The following is a 24115-nucleotide window of genomic DNA, read 5'->3' as shown; positions in this document are numbered from 1 at the left end:
AATGAAATCATCTCCCATAAAAATTATTTTTTCGCTTGTTCGGATAAATATGTTTTTAGTAATTCACTTAAGATACCTGGACCTGTGATAGGCATCTTCCCCACCCCTGATACCTCAATAAAACTGCTCACTGACTCTACAACAATCTCGCCCTTACGAACAGGTATAACAACAGTCATATCAATTGACTTTGCTAAAAATTGTTCTAATGTTCGTTCAAAGTCCCACCCCTTGGAATCAAGACTTTTCAAAAACTTACTTCCCCCACCTGTAACCATGACCAAATTGACTCCATCGATCTCTTTAGATTTCCACTTTGGATTATCCAAAGTACCATTGAATAAATCTTCCAAAGTAAACGTAGTTCCATCTTCTATGAATTTCTGTTTTCTGACCTTACGGACGTCCGAGTCAAGCATGGATATGGTGTTACCAATACTGGAATTCACGCTATCGGCCTTATCCCATAATTTGAGCCCAGAATCAATCAGATTATTCAAAGTGATTATAAGCTCAGATGAGTTCCCTTTCTCTTCGGTTTCCTCTTGTAATTTCTTTTCCTGTTCTTCTTGTTTGGGTAGTAGAGCGACTGGCTCTATTTCCTTGTTGCAACCAACTAGAAGAACAAGAAACAACGTAAGGATTATTGCAAATTTTAATGAATAAATAGTGTTAAGCTTCATTCGCAGTTTTCCCCTCTTTTGCGAATTTCCATTAATACACCCAACTGGTCTTTTGATTCTTAGATTCATCTGTATTCCAAAACTCAACACTAGGCAATAATCCGAGAGTGCCAGTCAAAACTGAATGAAAACAATTTCAAGAAATCGATAAGCATCCATGAAAATGAGTAATCTAATCTTTCTTATAAAGAGCTTCTGTTGTAGGCGAAGCCTTATCTGGAGCAGAGATATAGAGAATATAGTCGCCAAATTTATAGGTTAATGTATATTTTCCATCTAAATCACTATATCCGCTGCTGTTTGGTTCACCCAGCTTTTCTACAATTACCTTAGGGGTTGAACCAATTTTTATACCGAGAATGGAATGTCCCTCTAAAAACCTCAGTGCGACAACCTCTCCCTCTTGAATGTTGCCGTTCACACTCAACCTGCTTGTTGTGTAATAGACTACATTGGAAAATACATAAGCAAGACCTGAACCCGTATCAACCTCGTTAATTACTTTCCCGTTTGATTTAAATAATGTGATCATGCTGTCGCCAATACCCGAAGGGATTTCAGGTATTTTCCCGCCTGATAGGCTGCTAGGGAGCGTTTTTTTAGTAGGTGTAGGCGGCGCCGCCGCATCTGATGGTTTCGACGTTGGTGATGCTTCTAAGGCAGTGGGTTGTTTCACATTCCCAGCGTCGGATGCTACCTTATGGGCAGTATTATCAGCGCTCTGATTCACTTTCGTACTATCTCCATTCTTGTCTTTCTTATTGTCAAATATCGTAGATAATAGAGCTGCTTTTGTTAATGCATTCTGAGGTACTTCATTAAAAGATAATGCTCCCCCTTCAAATGAGTTATCTTCATTCAAGATAAATTGAAATCTTGCTTTTACTTTAGCTTCCTGATATATCATATGTCCGGTGAACTCAACGACATCTTTACCCGAATCAGACTTAAAATATTTCCAAGTAGGATCACCAAAGAATTTTTGAAAAGCATCCCCGATGGATTGGTCAGGGCTGCTCTTAAAGTGGCCATTTTTTACTGACAGTACATGAGAGTTTTCCATGTCTATTATGTTGCTAGCTTGATCTTTCAGATTCGATGCGACATCGTTAATTGTTTTTTCTGTTTCCGCATTACAAGCACTAAGTACCAAGAAAATGATCAAACTAATAATAATTCGCAGGTACATATGTTATCCTCCATCTACCATAAATGTATTTGTATTCAAACAACTGTGTTCAATCTATTCAGAAAATAGCAACCCCCCCTGTAAACTATTGAATACGATTTTTTTTACATTAATAAACGACAAGATTTTCCAACGTCCATTGTAATTATAGGCAATTCGACACATTTAATCAATGTCTATAGACATTCACTAAATTAGTGTTTATGGAACGTTGTTACTAATGGTGCTACCATCTATCGTTTTCATATAAGGGTATGGAATATGGAAGATAGGTGGAATCAATGAGCAATATTGCGTTACTGGTTGGTGAAAAAATTAGGGCTCTACGGCAAAGTAGAGGTTTGAGTCAAGAAAAGCTCGCTTTTAAAGCGGGGATAGATCCATCTTACCTTGGAGCCGTAGAACGCGGGGTCAAGAGTCCAACTATTGTTACCTTGGAAAAGATCACAATCGCACTAGATGCTAAGATTGAGGAGCTTTTTCAATTCGATCATGATATCGCTACGAGGACCGATTTTTCTTTTGTAGACAAAATTTCTTTCGAATTAAATGGAAGGACTGAAGAAGAAAAGAAAGCAGTCTATGAGTTTGTAAAGCAGTTGCTATGGTTTCGTGATAAAAAATAGAAGAGGGAAATGGAGAATTTGTGTATTGTACCAGCCTCTACGTTCCCTCTCTTTTGGTTATGACCATCTTCTAGCAAGATGTCTGATTAATAATATATATTTTACGCCTTGTAACTTGTGTGGAAATGGAATTCAATATTCATCCGCAAGTAGCATCGTACAATGAGTTGCATCATCAATAACATAAACCTTTCCTATAACAATAGACCTAGTGGAAATAGCGTAATGCTTCCTATAATCCGGCTGCTCTTGGCTATGTACAATCTGTTGTTTTCTTTTGCCGTCTTCGATAATGCTCTCGAATTGAAAGACCTGTAAAGGGTGCTTTTCGGGCACCTCCATCGTTTCGATTAAATACCAAAGGATATTTTGTAAGAAGACGGGTACCTCACGCTGTATTCCAGGAGTCACGTATTTTGTTCCATCGAACATAGACAACATCCCCATTTCTTTCTCCAATCTAAAAGAGTACAAATAGGAAGATTAGGTGCTGCCCGACCGTCCAATTGTTTCAATCATTTCAACTCATGCACTTGCAGCGTTTCGTTTTTCTTGCAGCTTTTTTTGAAGCAGGTTTATCATTTGCTGATCAGTTACATGCTCTTGTTGCTTTTTGGTGTACCATTCATCAAGCCCGTCCAGACTACCAGCCAATTCTTGCCATGCCGCTTTAATTTGATTTTGAACAGCAGAAGCCTTGTTCTTTAGTTTATCGGTAAGCTCGGATTTTTTAGACGTACGATTGCTAGCAACTGGTGATGGAGGGGAGGCTTCTACTTTGGGAATCCATCCTCGGTCATGGTAATACTGGTTATAGTGGTCGGGTACGATAATGGCTTGCCGCTGTTTATCCCAAGTGATCTTTCCTTTATAGAGGTCACTCCCAACGCCGATTCTGCTTGCACATTTCTTCATGCCGTCCGTTATCGCACTCTTGGTTGCATCTCCCTCGTTCATGCCTGGCTTTACTTGTTCGCTACCGACATCAATGAAGGTAATCCAATCCCGTAATTCGCTATTAAAAATGCTGAAGCGCACATACATTTTGACACGAGGATTTTTTCCGTTCGGCTCCTGTATGATTTTCTCTGTCTCATATAACCCTTCGTATTTCCAATATCCAACTCCCAATACTTCATTTAACCGCTCTGTAATGGTCTGCCCGGAAATGTAACAACGATCACCGAAGCTATCATACTGATAATCTGAATAGGGGAAAGGTGCGTTTAATCGTTCGAACAAGCTTATTGATTCATTCTCCATTCTTAATCGCCTCCTTCTTAATACTGAACTGCCTGAAATGGGATTGTTTAAGGCATTCTTGATAAATGTCAGGGTGCATCTCCTTCAACTGCTTGCTGTCCACTCCGGTACGGCTGCGATTTTCCCAATTCACTTTGTACATACCTGTGATCCCAATTTCAAAGGTGCCCAGTTGGGATTTGAAATGGTTTTCGATTTCGGTTAGGGATTCTTCTAAAAATTTGAGTTGATGTTTTTTGGAGAAATAGTTCTCAACAAGCTCAGTCATTTCTAACGGAAGAGTAGTACTGCTCCGGGCTTCGGGATAGAGTCTGTTCAGAAGCTTTGTACAAGCCTCTGATCCATCCACAGGGGGGCATTCGCCTTTAAGTACATATTGATGCCAAAAATCACTGGAGAGTCGGAAAAGCTGATCTATAAGCTCATGGTCGCGCATAACTTCAAACTCCCGATATTTATTCCCACCTATAAGCGTGGCAAAATATCCCCACTCCAATCCAGTTACAAACATATACCATTGCAATTGGACGTAATAATAGTCGGGAATATTGCCGTCATCCCATTCCTTACGCAGGTATTCGCTTGCAGTTTTAATCTCAAGGATGCCGCGGCCACGTTTGGGGCAAATGATCATACGGTCGAGATTACCTAATGCCCAACGATGCTCAGGATGGCAGTAAATAATTTTCTTCTCCGTGATCGCCCACTCAGGATGCTCACAGGCGAATTTATCGGCAATAAGCGGTTCAAGCCGAGTTCCCCATTCTGCCGCTTCACCCATTTGCTCTTCTAGAGCTTCTCCCAGTTTCTCCAGGAACACATGCATGGCTGTTCTCCATTTGGATATACCACAGATGGCAGCAAGATCCGAACCTCCAATACCATTGCGACGGTAGACAAGCCATTGTTCATAGGATAAATCTTCAGTCTCAACAAGAATGTCTGCATGTAGTTTGATAGCAGTTGCCATGTTGTATGTCACCTCCAAAAATAAATGAAGGTTAATGTGTGCGTCACATTAACCCTTGTTCTTTTAAGCTGTCATATGGGTTATGACCAATGACAGTGTGTAATACAAACGTCAATCGAAATTCTTTTTCCAGTTCCATTTTTTCCATACAACTTCCGTACCTGCTGCTTCTTTCACGACATCCTTGAGCATCCAGAGGAAGTTACTTGAGTTTTCAAAATCTCCAGTTACACAGCCTGCACAAAATTGATGGCAATTGTCTATCAATAGATTATAGTTTCGGATTGATCCAGCCATCTCCAAAGCATTGCCGCCAGTACCGGGTGTAGCAATGGTACCGTCATAATCGGCGTAACAAGGGACATAGATATCATCATTAAAGGTGGTTAGTCGACCTGTAAATTCCTTTAAACTCACTATATGAATTTGTCCATCTCCGTTCAGTTCAACAACCTCACCATTTAGAAGGTATATTCCGGAATGTTCCATAGAACCAAATCCTAATTGCGTATAAATGACCGAGCCAAAAGCTGGCTCCAGATTTTCACGTTCCATGAATTCATTACGGATTGAATCTACAATTGAAATAAGTAGTTCAAGCATGTATTATTCCTCCATTCGTTGTAAGGAACTTGCTACATATGTCCTTTTTCTTTAAGACTGTAGAATCTGTGGCCACCTATAATGATATGGTCTAAAATGTCTATACCGATTATTTCTCCCGCCGCGACAAGCCGTTTGGTGATTTCGATATCTACAGGCGATGGGGAAGGGTCAGTAGACGGGTGATTATGGACGCAGACGATAGAAGCAGATGCCCGTTTAATTGCTGCTCGAAAAACTTCTCTCGGATGAACTATCGAAGCATTTAGAGAGCCCTTAGAGAGGATTTCACGGGATATTAAATGATTTTTTGTGTTGAGAAAAAGGCATACGAAATACTCCTGCTGCAAGTGTCTCAAATCAGCTTCTAGAAGACTGAATACATCTTGTGGGTTTCTAATTGTATAGGGATCTTGGACAGGAGCGGTAAGTGCTCTGGCGAGCTTAAGCATGGCAAGAAGCTGGCGAGCCTTACCTACTCCGATACCTTTAACTTGAACTAATTGCTGTTCGCTGGCTTCTGCTAGCTCTGAAACAGAGGGGAAGTGTTGGAAAAGCTCTTCGATCATGTAGCTGCCTTGCCGTTCACACATTAAGTCTGTTAATAGAGATTTTAGTTCTGAATGCTTGTATTCGTTCATCGTACTACCTCCTACAAATTTGATTTATATAATTCATGCAAAATAAAAAGAGCCAAACACATAACTAGTGTTCAGCTCTCTTGGGTAATGGAATCCTTTCAGGAACATAGAATATGCATCGACAATCCAAAATGATTACGCCGACGCTAGGATAAGTTCATACGCTTTATCAATTAATGGATTCCCTTCCACAGTCTTTAAAAACATATTTTCTCTAAATGTAGCCGTTTACCTAAGAGGTTTAGCGTGGGTTGCAAAGTCCGATACAGCATTAATAAAGCGATATCCGTTTTTACCTACAAAAGCAAGGTCAGGGGCATCAAAGTATCTCAATTGCATATCTGACCTTAACTGCTGCACATTCTTTTCCTGTTGCTTGGTTGCATTGTCCTGTAAGGGAATGAGAAGGTTGATATACTCCATCACCTTTTGATCGGATACCTTGATTTTGTTTAATCGGTCTACTTCTGCTCCAAGGTTATCCATATAACTTTCCGCTAAGAGGATTGTCTTTCTTGCTTCATCCAGTTTGGACTTCATATTTCCGGTATGAATAGTTGTCCAGATTCTTTTGGCATTGCTTAAAGCCAGGTTTAAGGTGTTTTGGCAAACGACTCGAATGGGGGTCATAGCAACTTTGATACTTCCGCTACCGTCATGGCTGTTCGAAAACACCATATACGGACTGATACGGTCGCCCGAAATAATATAATTATCCGGTAGCTTTGCAAGCAGCCACACTTTCTTTCCATTCTGTAAGCTTCCTGCAGTTTCGTACTTCACACCTTCGCCAAGTAGCTCATCAGTAAAAGCAAAGGCTTCGTGATTCTGAACGATTTTATAGCGGTCTGTGACTACTCCGAGAACGCGTTGATCGGTTTCCCTGATGTTTGCTTTGTAACCTGTGATCTCCATTTGGTCTTCGGTTTGGATGGACTTTTGAAGTACAGTCCAATCTAAACCTGCCTCCTGTAAGGCTTCCTCCGAATTGAGTGCTTGTTCAACTCTTTTACCAAGACCGTGCCAAGGTGCTTCCCTTACATAAAACATACTTTCGACGTTTGCTGCCATGTACAACATCTCCCATTAAATGAATTTATAAAACAGCCATGTTGGCGTGTTTTTAAAAAGAAATACAGATAAGCAGAACAGTTGTTCAACTGTTCCGCTGTATATATTTATAGTTCTGTATCAAGGTAATAATATAGATTTATTTTGTAGCGATATGCGAACTGAAAGGATTTCTTAGGTGATTTAGAATTCTACAAGATGCCTGTGTATATTAGGAAAGAAGCAACAGCCATCCGTTTTACAAAATGATTGACTTGGAAAATAGAGGGGAGAAATGGATATGGATGTACGACTAATAGGATCATCAAATGAAGAGGTAGCAAATCCTTATACTTATTTGCTATCTATTCCTGTCAATGATTCACGCTGGGGCAAGGTTATACAATTTTGGAATTCTCCTTTGTTCGATATAAATCGGCTACCAATGAATCGCCTTCGGAAGCAACGGTCTAAACAGGTGTTGATTGCAATTATGGACGATCTATACTGCAAGGGGAATATTGAGATTACCGTGGATCATCAAGCAAGGATCATTACGTTCCGATATCGTGGCACGGTAATCGGACAGTTTCATCAAAAGATGATGACATTTATACCTGTGCATGCAGATATTTACGAAGGATCGTATTCGACTATCGGACAGCGTAAAAATGCAAAATCAGCCATAAAAGAAATCGTTCAAATCATTTTGGGCGACTCCGCGGCGGATCGGATTAGTCTGGCATATAGAGAGTTCTTGGTATTGCTGTTCGGCTCTGTGCCACGGCAGCCATCTGACTTATGGGTTTCACGCGACGCTTATGTCAAAGCGATGAAAGCTATTGAAGAGAAGTATGGATTAGAGATCGATGATGAAAATTTCTTAGAATGGCGACTGACATTGCTTGGTCGTTCACCGATGATAAAAGGCGATGAGAAGAAGGGGAGGATGTAAGATGAGTTGTATTCATTGCGAAAAAGAAACGGATGAGAAATATGTGATCGACCCTAGTGGTGACCGATATTGTTCAGAAGAATGTTTGGAGGAGTATATGGACAAGCATGACATTTCATTCGACCCTCATCCTTATGAAGACACTTACTTGATGCTACGAAATTCGTATATCGAACTCCTAGAGAGTTGGGAACCTATGTTTAGTAAAACGGTTAGAAGATTGGAAAATGCTGTTGACGAGCTTTTTGAAGAAATGGATGAGTTGATCGATGACCATGCTGGCTTTATTCGTGCGGAAGGTGACGATGGTTCTTACGCTTGGGAAATCTATCAGTATACTTTGAAGCTGAGAGAGCTCCAGAAGCGTGTTTTTGCATGGAGGCCAAATAGAAAAATGCTGTATTGGGTTACTGGAAGTGATGCTAATTATGGAAGTTTGGATAAGAATGAAGAAGAAATTTACGATAAAGTCTGCACTGCCTTGTACTTGACCGGTTATGAAGATTTTATTCTCTATGTGATCAAGCATCATCAGCATCCCTGTCATTGGGGATTGAATTATGTGTTTGATAATATGGAGATGGCCAAAGAGGCGTACGAAACTTTAAAGCAGGTTTGTGGAAATTACGGAGTCGATATATCGATCTTGGAATCTCATAAATGTGAGGCACATTGTGGGGATATATTAGAGGCTGATGCAGATACGTATATTAACGGCTGGTTCTATTGTTATTCTTGTAAGGAATCTGGGGATCATGGAATCTTTAGATTGCAAGAGTTGGAGGTAGAGTTTCGGTATTACGAAGAGCACGAAGAGGAACGACAAGTGGTGATCTACGAGCGTAGGGACTGGTGCGTTCCTTTTAAAAGGAAAGCTAAACGATCGTGCAGAAATTTTGGTGTTGAAGTGCCTGCGTGGGCTGAATAGAAATAATGGTTCCAGTTTAATTTATGTTTATTTTTAAAGTTATTGCATTGAATGTGAAGTATTATGAGTGGTCGTTGTTGCCCTCTCCATATTGTTCCCCTTGTATACGAACGTGTATTTGCTATAATGGGGTTATTAGTTGACAAGAAGGATTCTTTATGAGAAATATAGAATTTTATATTATACCTATTATTCGAGTCTAAATACGATATTTCTACAAATGGAAGAAGTGAAATGACATGAGTGTACTAAAAGATCATTTAAATTATATAGATTGGCTCGGGATTCGCAAGGTTCTTAAACAACAAACCTTTGACTTTGTAGATTTTTTCGCGGGTGCTGGTGGGATGTCTTATGGGTTCCATAAGGTTGGAGAAGAGACAGGATATTTCCGTAATATAGGTGCATTTGATTTTGATAAACATGCAAATAAGACTTATGAGACAAATTACGGTGTTAGGTCACACCAATTAGATCTAGGTAACGTAGAAGTATCAGATATAGAAGATATTTTAGCGTCTAAAAGAGACAAAAACAATCCACTCATTGTAATTGGATGCGCACCTTGCCAAGGCTTCTCATCCCATAGAAAAAAAGATCCTAGAAAAGATTCAAGAAATTCCCTGGTAGGGAGATTTGCAGAAATTGCTGTGGGGTTGAAGGCAGATTTTATTATCATGGAAAACGTACCAGATTTATTGGCCAAGAAACATTGGCATCATTTCAATGCGTTTAAGAATATTTTAGAAGCAGAAGGATACAATGTTACATCGAGTATTGTTAATATGGCCGAATATGGTGTTCCTCAAGAGAGGCATCGAGCAGTTGTATTGGCATCCAAGCACTTTAGTCCAACAGTACCAGCACCTGTACTTACTCGGGGATCATTTAGAACTGTTAAAGATGCGATTGGAAATCTCCCTCCTCTAAAAGCAGGAGAAACAAGCAAAGATGACTCAATGCATAAAACCTCCAATCATAGAAAAGAAACAGTTGAAATTTTAAAACAAGTTCCAAAGGATGGAGGGTCTCGTCCCCCTGGAGTAGGGCCTGCCTGCTTGGATAAAGTAAAAGGCTTTTATGATGTTTATGGTAGGCTTGCTTGGAGCAAACCTTCCATAACAATGACCGCAAGATGTAGGACACCATCTTGTGGCAGATTCACACACCCTGAGCAAGATAGGGGACTGTCCATTAGGGAAGCAGCGCTATTACAAGGTTTTCCATCGGATTTCATATTCGAGGGTCCGTTTGACGATAAATATAAGCAAGTAGGAAATGCCGTGCCACCAATCTTTTCAACACATTTGGCTGCACATGTACTTACCTTGATGGCAGGCCAAAATCGTAGTGAAGAGGAAGAGAACATCGAGCAACCATTCTTCCAATCATATAGCAGTGTTATTGCTCATTTGAAGCAGCAAAGAAATTGAACATTTTGGAGGACAAAATGAGCAAAGATAAAAAACTTTCTGCCATTGACCTATTCTCCGGTGCTGGTGGGATGTCTCTAGGGTTCTCGATGGCAGGGTTTAAAATACTTTATGCACTTGATAACGATCCAGCCTGTATAGAGACATATAACAAGAACCTTGGTAGTCATGGTCATGTTGGCGACATTTATGAAATTAATAAAAATGTAATTGAAGCATTGGCAAAGCAAAAAATAGAAGGACTTGATGTTATTTTTGGAGGACCCCCATGTCAAGGGTTCAGCGTTCAAAGAAGAGGCGAAAATAATGACCCTCGTAATCAATTAGTTATGGAGTATATCCGTCTCGTCTTAGAGGTACAGCCAAAATTTTTTGTTATGGAAAATGTCGCAGGTTTGTTATCAACAAGAGGTAAGCCGGTTCTAAAAGAATTGGAACAGCAATGTGAGAAGGCTGGTTATTTAATTCACATACAGAAATTAAACGCATTTGATTTTGGGGTACCTCAAGTTAGAAAGCGTGTTTTTATTGTTGGAGAAAAAACGGAGAGTCCTTTTACTAAATTTACATTTCCAGAGCCCACTAGGCCGTCTCTTAATACTCCGTCAACTGTAAGAGAAGCGATCTCAGATTTAATGATAACTGACGATGAATTAATCCATAATCATAGAGCAGACAAACTTTCACCAATAAATCTTGAACGAATCAGATCGATTACCGAAGGACAGGGTAGAGATTCTCTCCCTGAACATCTACAGTTAGATTGCCACAAGAACAATAGTACACACAGGCATTTGGATGTTTATGGTAGAATGGCATGGGACAAGCCAAGTTCAACAATAACAGCACGATTTGATAGTTTTTCCAGGGGCAGGTTTGGTCATCCGGAGTTAGACAGAACGATTACACTCAGAGAAGGTGCACGCTTACAGACTTTCCCTGATGGCTATATTTTTTATGGTACTAAGGTTCAAGTAGCAAAGCAAATTGGGAATGCTGTACCTCCCCTGCTTGCTAATGCAATTGCCACAAAAATAAAAGAGATATTGTTAGCGGAAGGTGACGGATAGATATGGAACATTGGCCTAGTGGCGCTAGGGATACAACAGAGTTTCCTACTCTTGAAATACAGGTAACTGCAGATCTACGCGAACACTTACAAAAGTTCACTCAGTTAGACGGTCATCAGTGGAATGACTACAGAGGCCAAGCAGAGGCTACAGACTGGGGAGTAGCAGACTCAAGAATTAGAACATATCGAAAGATGTATGAAAAATTTGGGTTGGTTTTCAAAGATAATGATAACAAATTGAGACTTTCCCGGCTAGGTACGGGAATACTATCAATGGAAAGTAACTTAGTGGAGGAACGGGACAGAATATTTTCTCAGGTAGCAAAAACAGCGATTAGCATCTTATCACGATATCAACTACGTAACCCTTCAGATAACTATGGCTTGCCAGCAAGTTGTGACGTTCTTCCATGCATTTGTATCTGGAAGGCTATGTTTAATTTGGAAAACAAACTTCATTTCGAAGAAATGAATAGAGTGATTCTGAGGGTAACAAGGATGGAGGACTTAGATGAGGCTATTCAAAAGATAAAACATGCTAGGGATCAAATTACAAGTTATTCAGCAACTAGTGAAGATATCCTACAGAATCTACTAGGTGAGCCGGTTCACATGGAACAACAATCAGCTAGGATTGCGCCTTGGTATTCTTTTGCTGGGTGGGGTGGTCTGATTATCACTCGACATGCTGATAGCGAGGGTTTTCGTCATCTCACTCCGACTTCCATATCTTCAATAAAAGAAATAATACAGAACCCTCCGAGATACTTTGAGGCGCAAAATGAAGAGGATTGGTTTTCTTATTATATTGGTGATGCCGCGATAACCAATGATTACGATACCGACTCAATTTCCGAGATTGTGTCCGCATTTCATCAAGACCTTGCAGCCGTAGGACTCAACTATAATGTCGCATTTATTTCAAGATTTATTGCAAGTTGTTTAGCGAAACCATTTGTCATTTTCACAGGACTATCCGGTTCGGGAAAAACAAAGTTATCTCAGGCATTTGCAAGGTGGATATCAGCAAATCGAGCAGATACTTCAAGTAATTTTGAGTTAGTTTCTGTAGGGGCTGATTGGACCAGTAGGGATAGTATTCTTGGATATGCTGATGCTTTGGATGGAAATAAGTATGTCAGGACTCAGGCATTAAATGTTATCTTAAACGCAACTAATGATGCAATGAATCCTTATTTTTTACTTCTCGACGAAATGAATTTATCACATGTGGAACGATATTTCGCAGATATTCTTTCTGCAATCGAGTCTAATGAGCAAGTATTCCTCCATAGCGATTTAACAGCGAGAGATAGCGTACCGCCAACTCTTGATGGATTACCCCGGAATTTATTTATTATAGGAACAGTGAATGTCGATGAAACCACATACATGTTTTCACCAAAGGTTCTCGACAGAGCAAATACAATTGAGTTTAGAGTAAATCGTGAAGATATTAGTTCATATATGGACAAACCGAGTCAGATACAAATAGAAGCGTTAAATGGTAAAGGAAAAAGATTTGCGGCAGCCTTAGTAGCGGCATCGAGGTTAGATCCAGATAGTGATGCAATGGCCCGCAGCATGTTAAAGAAAGAAGTCCTAATGTTTTTTGATATTTTAAATGAATATGGGGCTGAATTTGGTTTTAGGACTGTTAAAGAAATGGCACGGTTCCTCTATTATTATGGGTTAATATCCCCAATTGTTTTTTCATTTGAAGAAGCAGTTGATGCACAAGTATTACAGAAGATTTTACCCAAAATACATGGGTCAAGGAAGAAACTGGAGCCATTACTTTGTGCTTTGGCAGCTATCTGCTACAACGAGCATCTCTGGCAAATGGGTAACGATCAAGAAATGTTTCTCATTAATGAGGAATCACTTAAAGAGTTGGCTACCAAAGCAGCGTATATGGATACGTTTGATGATCATCCTTTAGCAGTCGATGAACATGGTAAATATATAAAAAATCCAGAGGAAGCATATTTAAAGTTAAGTTACGGGAAGATTGTAAGAATGCTAAAGCAATTAGAGCAAAATGGCTTCACAAGTTTTGCGGAGGCTTAGTATATGGAGACAGTCGAGGTAACTGAGGTAATATTTGAAGACGAGTCTAGACACACTTCTGGAAGAATGGTAATTTACGCTGAGAGAAAAAATTCATTATTCCTTTTAAACCAAGCAGAAGAACGGTTATACAACGAAGAACGGGTTCAATTAGTTGAGAACGGAGTATATGAATATGAACTTCCGGACGTGCGTACAGGAATTAGTATTAGGGGAAACTCTGTAATTATTCCAAGCAAGATAACTGGTTCAATTCAAAAAGGGCGTATTGAGACGGGATCATATAACGGGCTATTCCCCCTCTTTTTGGAAGATGGTCATGGGAAAGTTGTTGGTCGGGCAAGTGTAGAAATAAAGTCAACAAAGATTAACTACAGAGAAGATTACCGTTCAATGTTGCAGTACATTGGTGATAAATGTAATGATTTACTTCTTGATATTAAATCGCCTACTCAACTAAAACTTACTACCGACCCAAGTAAAGATCCCGATACGATACAACAAAGATTTGCTTTCTTAAAATCGATCATTGAGTCCAGAGAGTTTAAAGATGCAATCCGTAGGATAATTTCAACTGGACATACCAATTTGACTGATGAAAGAGTAAATCAAGATATCAGGAAGAATGTCAGGCATACGTCTGATACCATTAAACAAATCGCACGGAATCCCAAAAGAATGCCAGTCCCAGCATCTCATGGATTACACGGGGTACTATTTTCAAAGGGAGTAAGTACTCCATCAATCCCTACTTTTGTGACTGTTAACGAAAAAATAGAAGTGAATGATACTCCTGAAAACCGGTTTATTAAATACTCTCTCCAAGTATACTCCGATTTCTTAAGTAAAATAGAAAAAGTGTTGTCTTTAAAAAAGAGAATGGCTGATAAGAGGCTGTTGTCTGAAGTGAAGAGTCTTAATGAGTATCTTTATGAAACTTTGTCGTCCGATTTTTTTAGGGGGCTACAAGAGCCAACATACATTCCATATGGTAGCACTGTTCTACAGAGAAAAGCAGGATATCGTGAGTTAATGCAAGCATGGCTAAGGTTCCAATTAGCAACAAAACTAATATGGGAGGGTGGCGAAGACGTTTTTAATTCAGGAAAGCGTGATTTGCCACTATTATATGAGTACTGGTTATTTTTTCAACTGCTAGGCTTAGTTTCAAAAAAGTTTAAATTAAGTGAACCACCTGTAAATAGATTGATTGAAGTTTCGGCCGACGGCTTATATATGAAACTAAAGTCAGGAAAACAATTAGTTATTGACGGGCTATGGGAAAATAGAGGTCGAAAACTCCGTGTTCAATTCTCATACAACAAGACCTTTAAATGGACTTCGCAAAGAAGTGAACAAGGCTCTTGGACCCAGCAAATGAGGCCAGATTATACTTTGAGTTTTTGGCCAGCGGAATTTTCGCTGCTTGATGCGGAAAAACAAGAACTAATGGTACACATTCATTTTGATGCGAAGTATAAAGTGGATAGTATCGAGGGGCTCTTTGGAAGAAATGATGAGAATTTGGATGATGAAAAAGAAAGACAAAGAGAAGGTATCTATAAGCGAGCTGACTTACTTAAGATGCATTCTTACAGGGACGCAATAAAACGCTCTGAGGGTGCTTATGTCCTATATCCAGGGACACAGGATAAAACATGGCAGGGTTATCATGAAATTTTACCGGGTGTAGGTGCATTTGCTATTTCTCCAGGCAAAACAGGCGAAGCATCAGGTCTTAGTGGTTTGTCAGAGTTTTTGACCAATGTGGTTGACCACTTATGCAATCGTTCCACAATGAGGGAACGGTTTTCGTACTACAATTATTTTGCTCACAAGGAACAAAGAGAGGGTAGCGTTTTTGCGGAAGTTCCAGAAAGAAGCTTATTTTCAGGAGAAAGAGAAAAACCTGTTGAAGATATTAAAATGATTTTGGCATTAGTAAAAAACCAAGAAGTATTTGATTGGATTGAATCTACAGGTAAGTTCGTGTCTGATTTGGACCTTGTAGATGGAGAGTTAATGATTAATCCTGGCTTCTTTAGTGTGGAGCTGATAATTTTGATTGGGTCATGGAATATGAAGGCTTTGGGAATATATAGAATAAACAGTGGACCTCATATATCTAGTTTTGACAAAATAAAATCTCTAAATTACCCCAATATTGAGCATGACATTATGCATGTTGTTTTCAATATTGAAATCGATACAAGATATGACGGTATTGCTTGGAATTTCTCTAATGTAAATCAGACGATTTCAGTTAACGCTTTTGATGAGGTAGTGAGGAAGTATACAAGCTAAGTAGAGCATTGAAAATAAATTATCTTCATTTTGGGATAAAACAATAAAGCTCTACCGAGGGATTAATTACTTATGTCTGTATTATCAGTAAATTAATACAAATTAACTGTATCAAAATGGGGACGTGCGGGTTATGTAGTCCCCTTTGGTTTAAGAAGTTAAATGAGCCCACCTCTGAGAATATGTTAATAAATAAATTAAGAGAAGCCTATTCAGTAGCTTGAATAGGCTTCTCTTATGTTACCAAGCTTATTATCCAATTTACGAGCTGCCAAATATGAGAATACAGAATTCTAATTACTCCATGGAGTTTCAAACCAAAAATAATTGTAATTAAGCTAATCCCAATGCTCGGCCAAACAGTCCAATGGAGATACCTCCTGAATATTTTAGTTTGTTTCTCAATACTGTTTCCTGTGATTTTATCAATGCGATCCTCTAGGAAAATCTTTTTGTAGTCTGCAACTCGTTTTTCATATACCTCAATGATGGCTTTCTTATTGGCATTCGCAAGTGTACTGTAATAGATAGTAAGGGCAATTGAGAAAAAGCTGTAAACGTAGAGAATCCAAGGAATATAGGCTTGGTTATCTGGTTTATTAAAGCCAATAGCAGCAGTGATGGCGGTAGCGAGCAAACCAAACAAGTTCTTTGTTACAATATCAGTTAGCCCAGATAGTTGTTTGCTAATTTCGTTAGAAGTTGTTCTAATAAAATCTTCGACTTGCTTTCTTTCATCTAAATATGATTTTACGCTTTTTTGAATGTAAACTCGGTAATTCTCTTTTACCATTTCAAATACTTCAGAAATATTTTGCAACAGCGACTCCAGGTTCGGATTGTTTTCTTCTTTTATGTGTAGATTAATTATATTTTGGATCAATCCAATCTTGTCTGCTGTCTTTTCACTATAAGCCCACTCGTAGAGGGAAAATATTCTATCAATTTGTTCCTTTTCACATGAGTCAGGAACAACAAGTTGGAATTTGGTTTGTTTAAGTCCGGAGTAGGTCGATTGATACAACTTCTTTTCATCTAAGTATTCTGTATTCAATGCTGTAAATGCGATGCACATCGCGGCGGCCTTCTGACTTAAGAATACACTTAGTTCATTCGTTTTGTCGCCATTAAAATAAAACACATCGGGTGGAAGAAAGTTTATTTCCCGATTCCAGCGAATATTATCATTGCGTTCTTTTATTTTGTCTTGAGCCGCTTTGAAAAGTTTCTCTGGCTCATCGAAAGGGGTTTCTAGAACATTTATATCGCCTATTGCAATAAACTTGTTCGACATAACAGTCGAGTACCCAGGATCATCATAAATAACAATATAAGTTAGCTGATTACGATTATTAAAAACAAAGTGTTCAAGACCAACAAAGCTCAAATCTTTTAAGTTGTCCAACAATATACTTCCTTGAGAAAAGGTATGGACATTATAATCAGCTGATACAGTTGAAGAAATCATGCCCGATTTTTTAAGTTCAACTTTTAATTCAACAATGTCACTGCACAAGTCTAAGGTGTTGTTTAGTAATGAGTTCTCCGATGGTAATAAGAGAATATATTCATCATCAAGGTGCAAAGAGTAATCTGTTCCCCATACAGTTGAAAACTCAGATACAAATTGATCGACTTTAACCTTTTGAAGACGATTTGAATAAACAACATTACTTCGAGTTTCGCTCCTATGTGAAAAGCCTGTTGTTTTTAATAAGTCCAACCATTCCATATAGATCAGTCCATTTTCTTTATTTTCAGTCCTTTAATAGTAATATCAGCTATTTCTTCACCCGAGGCATCCCTGCGTCTTGTTAGTATGAATTTATCGGAGTCATTGTAAATTGCAGGGTCAATCTCAAGACGTGCTCCTTCGAGGAATATTTGCCTTTTTCTTGAATACACCTGTGCGATTTCTTGGGACTTAACAAATTCTAAACGTCTAACACCATTTCTTTCGAACTCTGCAATTAACGAGTCGATATATAACTTTCTCTCTGCTTCAGGTAAGTCCTCGCTAAATTGGGATTCTACAAATTGGGTTACGTTTATATTCTCAGTGTTAACGACCAAATTAACAGCATTGTCAAAAATTGATTTTTTCTTTTCAGGAGTTATTGCAGCAGTTTCGACAAATTGCCTGACACCTTTTATGAATCCTGTAGTATTGGTTTTGGAGTCATCAATCAATTCGACATTAAGGAATTTCCTTTGAAAGAATTGAGATATGTCTACTTCATCCGATTTGCTCTTTTGTCTGTCTAGAATAATTAATTGGTATTCATCGCTGGATCGTTTGATAAAAGCAGCTTTTTGAAGTTTTGAACCTAACTGGGGCCAACCACTCCCTAATTTCTTGATACCGATATATCTTCCACTTGGTGTATCAATTGCCTCCGATATGTAATTATCCTTATAATCTAACTTGAGCAGACAAATATATTCAATGCCATTGCAATTAGCAAGACAGATTGCAATATCTGCTGCTGATATTCTTTTATTAGTCATTGCATTAAAAAGGAGCCTTGCCAAGATTTTCGAGCCTGAGACAAATTGACTCTGCATATCATCAAGAATTTTGTAGCTTTCCGTTAATACTTGATTCATATCTGAGTCAGAAAAGTAAGCGTAACGGATTCTTCCGTCTTCAAAACCATTCTTAGTGTGAGTCTCAAGTACAGTTCTTAATTCGTCATCCATATTTAATTGAAGATCGGAAAGATCTAATCCTGCATTTTGTTCCTTTTGATTATCAAGGCGGTGTATCATAGCCGATTGTATTTGAAGTTGTTCAACTTTTAACATATAGATTTGCGTCTCTCCTTATTTAGCAACTTGCGCCGGGTATAAATTTAATGGATCGAAGTACAATAAGAAATAATTAGAAAAAGGAAGGTGAAGTTGTCATGAGACAATTCAAAATATTTATTGAGCATGATGATACATGGAAAGAATTTGGGACATTTAAGGCTAGTGATGGCGAGTTGGCATTAGAACTTGCTCGCTCATCAAAAAATGAGCTCATAAAAAATTATTCATTCAAAGAGGAAGAACTACCCTTTATAAACATGGAATTTGAAGAGCTTTCTAATACCTAATATACCAGAATTACCCATCATGTACTATTGTTATTTAGTTCTTAGTACCTGTGAATATAAATAATGAATCCCCCACAGCTTTAGTGGGGGATTCATTATTTATATTGGAGCAAATGGCGTCGCTAAGTAAACTTAATTAAAATGCAATTGCACAAATCTTCCCAAACGCAAAAACTAACGAAACACCACCTCTCATTATCTAAAATTAATTAACGGGTTTAATTAGCTATCATTAATATGAAAATGATATAATAATGGAAGAGATGGGCAGATATGTAACAGCAATAAGAGAGCCTTTTCAACAGAATGTTTTTTCTTGTACTCTGTGTAGAACTTCTAGGATAATAGAAATATTTAAAATTTGACCAAATACTTCCTTCACGAGTGCGGCAAGCCCGTCGAATGATTTACGCAAATCGGTATAACCTGAAGCGAGATAGAAGCGATGAGAGCCGGATAACCTCAATATGATGAGCTTAACGCCTCTATGGCTTCGCGAAGCAGCTGAGGATCGAAGCCTTTTGAAGTTCAATGCTGGTGGGCCCAACACGAACCACAAGCGAAGAGGCAGAGACACCGGAGGGCAATTCAGATACGTAGAGTGGCACAAAACGAGTCGATGAAGGAATAGCCTTAAAGGGAGAGTCTGTATTGAGTTTACTCGTCCAATACTTCATTTGCTCCAAGGTTACATGATTTGCGGTAACCATCGTGAGTCCGCTGGCTTTATAATCTTCAATACAAAGCTATTGGTGAGGCATTAAGAGAGCAGATATACGATGTAATGGATTGCTAATAAACTACTGGTTATAAACCAGTGGTTTTTTTGTTATTTTTTCGCAAATAAGAGGGATAATTTGGATGTTGTCGAATAAGACATAGTAAAATGGAACTATAATAGGTGATAATATGATGATGAATCATAAAGAACTTCAAAAGTACGGACAAGAATGGAATAATCGGTTAAAAACTTGCCAGTATGCTGGAGAGATATATTTGGAAGAAGCCGAGCTATTGCAAATTACTGAATTATTAAAAAATTCTCCAAATGTAATAATCGATAGGGAGACTTATTCAACAATCATTCTTATTGTCGCCGTAAACAGTGCATATTATTACTATGATGAAGATGGCTTTTGGAAACATTTTATTGAACTGACAGGAATTGATTCTACCAGTGATATTGGTAACATGTTAGAAAAAAAACTTCGTAGCTTAGGACTTTTAAAGGTACAAAGATCTGGACCGTTTCGGTATGTTGGAAGTATTCTGGAACAATGCGGAATTTCTAAAAGATATACGGAATCTTTTGCCAAGATCATTCGGGATATGAAGGACAAATTAGGATGGAATCGATTGCTTCGAATATCGAAACCGGATCTGATTAACAGATTAAATGATTTTTATTGTGCTGCTTTTTTGAAAAACTTTTTATTAGACCCTGAGGGTTTGAAATTCACTTTACAGGTCTGTCATTTAATCAAGATGTATGAAGATGGTGTCATGTCTCAAATTGAAATAAGAAGCTTGTCAGGTTTTAGACCGGGATTTTGGGACGAAGTGATTTCCTACTTTAACGCTTCTAAAACAGGAAAAAACAATTTTGATAGTATATTCCGCTACAAACCGCGTATCTTTCTGGACATATATAAAAAAAATGTGGGAATTAGTTTTCCTTCTTCAGAATATCATAGGGGAATGGATAACAACGAGGGTTTCACTTATCCCGTGACTATTTTTAATGATTACAAATATTTCAGACCTTCATACAAAGGATCAGTGTCAGGGCTATCGGGTCAATCAGTAAATTGGGATATTTTGGGTTTGGAACTGAACGGATTACCGATAGTTTTCGAGCGTGAAAGTAGATACCTCATTGATTCGCAACAAGCCTTGACTCAAGGCGAATACTATATTCTTATACCCGATTCGTATGATATACCTGACAACATATTGATCAGGAGCTTGGGGCATATCAATATCTCGATGAACAGACCATACAGTATAAACCTAATAAAGATAAACTATGGGGATCACTTAAAACACATTAAAATACTCGGGGAAAATTCTGGAAGTGAAGTGATCATTACCTGGAGAAAAGGTGAAGAAAACATATTACCTTTCCATAGCTATTTAACCGATGTTTTTTTGGGCAAAATACCAGAGCTATCAATTTCGGACTTTACACCTATAAAGAATAATGTAATCGGTTTATTTTATGAACTTTCTGATGGCACCGTAGGGCGGATGAGAAGCAAGTCTGATATAGATGTCTTCTATAAACTGGTTAACAATAACGCTCCCCTGAGAGGGAGAATATGGATAACCACTCTTAGCAGAAGTAGATCCTTCTTTGGAGAGTACAAGGAGATCACTTTCTGTTTATTACCGAATTTGGTTCTGCCGGAGCTGAAAAAGGCTTATGGAATGACAGAAGAAATAATTTTTGAAGTTTATGATCCTTCCAGGAAATGTTCTATAAAAATTAATAATTGTGCACCAATTGGTAAAAAAGATAAACAAGTTTGGAAATTAGAAAAACAAAGAGAATCGATTGACGGTGAAATAATTACCGAAAATTTTCAAGTCGGCTTTTCCATACCAGTTCTAAGGTTTGGTATTACCGATATGGCAGGAAGTGCTATTAAATATATTCAATTTGGAACAAAAAACATCCCTGAAAATAATTTCAACTTAAAAGGGCATTCGGAAATCGAGTTCGTTCTCCAAATAGGGTCAAAACCAATTACTAATGGTGTTTTTCAAAATCAAAGTTATAAGCTTCAAACATCAGATTTGGTAAGGAATGATTTTAATTATGCAGCAATAAACCGTCTCTATTTAGTTGTCTCTGGGGAGATTGTTGATACAGGGACAAACCTTGTTAATCTGGAAAAGCTCAAGCATGATATATTATTTGATGATGAGAAATTAGCCTCTCCTAAAGACAACATAGTCTTAGTTAATAACGTAATCAGATCTCTTTTGATGAACCCTACAGTTCCGATTAATTTTAGCATGCAACCTTCTGTTTTCCCCGAATTTGACGAATGGATGCACACCATATTTGCATGTGCTTCTATTCTTGACAAGAACACGATAACGGTTAACGGAAATTATGTGAACTGGATTGATAAATTAATTGATAAACAGATGATTGGTTTTTTTAAAAGCATTGAAAGTGAAGAGATTGTTCATGAACTTTTAGAATACGCAGTATCGAAGAGTGAAATCGTTTCAGTACGCCGTTGGAAAGAAAAGATTGATAGATTTAAGATTGCCGACACTATTGAAACTAGGTTTAAGCAATTGCAAGATTGGTCATTGGAGGTGCAAGAAGGTAAATTTACAATATTTACGAGTGATTTGGCAAAGGCGAGAGGTGGTCTTATCGTCTCACAATCTTGGAGCAGTTATTTAAAGAACAGGGACATTGACGCTTTTCGAAGGATTGGAGAATTTACCCACGGGAATGCAACGATGATAGCATTAAAACACATCTTACATGCAACAGTTTTGATGAGACAAGCTAGGTTCGTAAATGCTTGTAAGGTCTTGGAGTCTGATTGGTCGGATTACACGTTTACACCTTTAAAAGAACTCATCACCAGATACCTATTAGGTCTGCCGATTGATAAAGGAACGATTCACAATGATTCAGTTTTGCTACAATTAATTAATTTTTTGCCTTTGAGGCCTGATGATAAAGCGCTTTATACAAATTTGTCACATGCGGAAAAAGGGAAAGAAGCTATAGTTAATCTACTTAGTAATGATTGGTTGAACAATTGGCTAATATTTAACAGATGCTTATCCGATCGAAAAAAAGAGAGTGGAGATATAGCCTTAAGATTACTTTTCTATAAAGATAATATCCCGAAATCCCCAGAAAAAGAGAATATGCTGGGGACCATACAAATGTATATAAGGAGCACTGAAACATGAATGAGGTTGTAGGAATTCTCGATGATTTGGTAACCAAATTTAAAGGGAATGGAAAGTTATCCGCCGCGGATAAGGAGCAAGCCGAGAGGCATTTATGCGGATTACTACAAGATAGCGTTTATTGGGAAGGAGGCTTAGATTATATGTTTGCCCTTCCTCCTTCGGTGGGTACTAAGGCTGTCGCAGATGCATGGAGATATATGGAGGAAGATATTAAACTTCTCTTTTTCAAAGAACTATCAAAAAGTTTGGATCAGGCCCGTGGTTCAGGTTATCTTCGCCAAATCCATTTAGTGAAACACTTTTCTGAGAACGCACTCCAGCTATCCTTTATTTTGTTTATGGATTTATGTGAAAAGATAACCGATTTTTCTAATCAAATGCCTTCGGGCGAAAAATTGCTTGCAACTATCACACAAATTTTGCTTAACTCTAATGTTTTACTTAGGGCGAAATTATCCGAAATGCCATTTACTGATAAGCAATTCTCTTGTTTAATCTTGGTCTCTGCAGCTTGCTTGATTCAGAAACAGCAATCGGACGTTAATGCTGATTTACGGATGCCAATTCTTTTATGGCTTGTAGAATCCGGGAGGAAGGCAATTATGCCCAACAATCTCAAATATTCATTTGAAACAGCAACATCTGATTTGGTAGATGAAGCAAGAAATTTGATGTTTTCTCTCGGACTCTTACAGCAAATGAATAAATCCAAAAGTTCGATGGAACCTATCAATAGGACTAGTACTGTAATTAATGAAGCAACGGCACAAAAAATATCAGTGTTTAACAAAGACGAGTGGTTCAAACAAGTTAGCCAGTTAAAAAATTATGTCGAAGACATAGAAACAAAAATAGCCGCTTCGACAAAAGCTGCTTCGTATGTAAGAAACGAATTGGAAGCGGAAGTTCGTAAACGAAAAGAACAGGAAATTAAAATACAGGAATACGAACGAAAAAATTATGAGTATTCGATTGAAAATCGTGATCTCTTAGCAAAAATCAATACATTAGTTGAAAATAATAAAGAGCTGGTGATATTGCAGGGGCAAAAAGAACGAGAATATGAAATTAAGTTAGTACAACTGATTGAAATGTCCGAACAAGAAAGTACATTTGCCTCCCGAGAGTTCAAGCGAAAACTAAGTGGTTTATTGAAATGGGAATATGCTGATCTGATGGAGATTAAATCTGATGATATGAGTCTCGATCTTGGAGGAAATTTAAGATTACAGTTGTTAAAAGTATTTGATCTGCTTATAAAGGAAGGCATTGAGTTATAACA

General features: G+C 38.2%; 20 protein-coding genes. 10 read left to right on the top strand and 10 right to left on the bottom strand.

The window, feature by feature from the left end; translation table 11 throughout:
- Positions 1-23: 23 nt before the first annotated feature.
- Together BM210_RS02270 and BM210_RS02265 are read right to left on the bottom strand one after the other, a co-directional pair.
- Positions 24-683 (bottom strand): hypothetical protein, encoded by a 660-nt coding sequence (locus tag BM210_RS02270; RefSeq protein WP_091164032.1) that lies wholly within the window; start codon positions 681-683, stop codon positions 24-26.
- Positions 684-855: 172 nt separating this feature from the next.
- Positions 856-1872 carry a hypothetical protein gene (locus tag BM210_RS02265; protein WP_091164030.1) on the bottom strand — a complete coding sequence of 339 codons (1017 nt, stop codon included), beginning with the start codon at positions 1870-1872 and terminating at the stop codon, positions 856-858.
- A 281-nt stretch (positions 1873-2153) separates the two neighbouring features.
- On the opposite strand from BM210_RS02265, the gene BM210_RS02260 reads away from it, so the two are divergent.
- Positions 2154-2498: a helix-turn-helix domain-containing protein gene (locus tag BM210_RS02260; protein ID WP_091164028.1), complete on the top strand. Its 345-nt coding sequence runs from the start codon at positions 2154-2156 to the stop codon at positions 2496-2498.
- A gap of 132 nt (positions 2499-2630) precedes the next feature.
- On the opposite strand, the gene BM210_RS02255 is transcribed toward BM210_RS02260, so the two are convergent.
- The 6 genes from BM210_RS02255 to BM210_RS02230 all read right to left on the bottom strand — a co-directional run bounded on the left by BM210_RS02255 (position 2631) and on the right by BM210_RS02230 (position 7046).
- On the bottom strand, positions 2631-2930 hold the full coding sequence (locus BM210_RS02255) for a DUF960 family protein (protein WP_091164684.1): 300 nt from the start codon (positions 2928-2930) through the stop codon (positions 2631-2633).
- Positions 2931-3023: 93 nt separating this feature from the next.
- On the bottom strand, positions 3024-3761 hold the full coding sequence (locus BM210_RS02250; RefSeq protein WP_091164026.1) for a Rad52/Rad22 family DNA repair protein: 738 nt from the start codon (positions 3759-3761) through the stop codon (positions 3024-3026).
- Positions 3751-4731: a YqaJ viral recombinase family nuclease gene (locus BM210_RS02245; RefSeq protein ID WP_091164025.1), complete on the bottom strand. Its 981-nt coding sequence runs from the start codon at positions 4729-4731 to the stop codon at positions 3751-3753. The genes BM210_RS02250 and BM210_RS02245 overlap by 11 nt, the downstream gene beginning before the upstream one ends.
- A 111-nt stretch (positions 4732-4842) precedes the next feature.
- A complete protein-coding gene (locus BM210_RS02240; protein WP_177237576.1) occupies positions 4843-5334 on the bottom strand; it encodes a C40 family peptidase in 492 nt (163 codons plus the stop codon).
- A 32-nt stretch (positions 5335-5366) separates the two neighbouring features.
- Positions 5367-5975 (bottom strand): RadC family protein, encoded by a 609-nt coding sequence (gene radC, locus BM210_RS02235; protein ID WP_091164024.1) that lies wholly within the window; start codon positions 5973-5975, stop codon positions 5367-5369.
- Positions 5976-6203: 228 nt separating this feature from the next.
- Positions 6204-7046, bottom strand: a complete 843-nt coding sequence (locus BM210_RS02230) for a DUF932 domain-containing protein (RefSeq protein WP_218184885.1) — start codon at positions 7044-7046, stop codon at positions 6204-6206.
- 280 nt (positions 7047-7326) lie between these two features.
- Here BM210_RS02230 and BM210_RS02225 point away from each other — a divergent pair, with 280 nt between their 5' ends.
- The 6 genes from BM210_RS02225 to BM210_RS02200 all read left to right on the top strand — a co-directional run bounded on the left by BM210_RS02225 (position 7327) and on the right by BM210_RS02200 (position 15787).
- Positions 7327-7980 carry a hypothetical protein gene (locus tag BM210_RS02225; RefSeq protein WP_091164022.1) on the top strand — a complete coding sequence of 218 codons (654 nt, stop codon included), beginning with the start codon at positions 7327-7329 and terminating at the stop codon, positions 7978-7980.
- Position 7981: 1 nt separating this feature from the next.
- Positions 7982-8908, top strand: coding sequence for a hypothetical protein (locus BM210_RS02220; RefSeq protein ID WP_091164021.1), 927 nt, complete (start codon positions 7982-7984; stop codon positions 8906-8908).
- 239 nt (positions 8909-9147) lie between these two features.
- Positions 9148-10341 (top strand): DNA cytosine methyltransferase, encoded by a 1194-nt coding sequence (locus tag BM210_RS02215; protein WP_091164019.1) that lies wholly within the window; start codon positions 9148-9150, stop codon positions 10339-10341.
- A gap of 17 nt (positions 10342-10358) precedes the next feature.
- Positions 10359-11411: a DNA cytosine methyltransferase gene (locus BM210_RS02210; protein ID WP_091164017.1), complete on the top strand. Its 1053-nt coding sequence runs from the start codon at positions 10359-10361 to the stop codon at positions 11409-11411.
- A 2-nt stretch (positions 11412-11413) separates the two neighbouring features.
- On the top strand, positions 11414-13483 hold the full coding sequence (locus tag BM210_RS02205; protein ID WP_091164016.1) for an McrB family protein: 2070 nt from the start codon (positions 11414-11416) through the stop codon (positions 13481-13483).
- Positions 13484-13486: 3 nt separating this feature from the next.
- Positions 13487-15787, top strand: coding sequence for a DUF2357 domain-containing protein (locus tag BM210_RS02200; protein ID WP_091164014.1), 2301 nt, complete (start codon positions 13487-13489; stop codon positions 15785-15787).
- Between the two features lie 235 nt (positions 15788-16022).
- On the opposite strand, the gene BM210_RS02195 is transcribed toward BM210_RS02200, so the two are convergent.
- Complete coding sequence (locus BM210_RS02195; protein WP_091164012.1) at positions 16023-17519, bottom strand: hypothetical protein; 1497 nt, start codon at positions 17517-17519, stop codon at positions 16023-16025.
- Positions 17520-17524: 5 nt separating this feature from the next.
- A complete protein-coding gene (locus BM210_RS02190) occupies positions 17525-18592 on the bottom strand; it encodes a nucleoid-associated protein (RefSeq protein ID WP_091164010.1) in 1068 nt (355 codons plus the stop codon).
- Between the two features lie 101 nt (positions 18593-18693).
- Here BM210_RS02190 and BM210_RS02185 point away from each other — a divergent pair, with 101 nt between their 5' ends.
- From BM210_RS02185 to BM210_RS02170, 3 genes are all read left to right on the top strand, one after another.
- Positions 18694-18885, top strand: a complete 192-nt coding sequence (locus tag BM210_RS02185; protein WP_091164008.1) for a hypothetical protein — start codon at positions 18694-18696, stop codon at positions 18883-18885.
- Positions 18886-19794: 909 nt separating this feature from the next.
- Positions 19795-22830, top strand: a complete 3036-nt coding sequence (locus BM210_RS02175) for a hypothetical protein (RefSeq protein WP_143100980.1) — start codon at positions 19795-19797, stop codon at positions 22828-22830.
- The gene (locus BM210_RS02170; protein ID WP_091164004.1) at positions 22827-24113 is read left to right on the top strand and encodes a hypothetical protein; all 1287 of its coding nucleotides are present in this window, start codon (positions 22827-22829) and stop codon (positions 24111-24113) included. Before BM210_RS02175 ends, BM210_RS02170 begins: the two co-directional genes overlap by 4 nt.
- Positions 24114-24115 lie beyond the last annotated feature (2 nt).

Origin of the sequence: Paenibacillus sp. 1_12, from assembly GCF_900114475.1 — a bacterium.
Taxonomy (GTDB): domain Bacteria; phylum Bacillota; class Bacilli; order Paenibacillales; family NBRC-103111; genus Paenibacillus_S.
The sequence above is the reverse complement of the archived record's forward strand: the minus strand, read 5'-3'. Positions and strand labels throughout refer to the sequence as shown.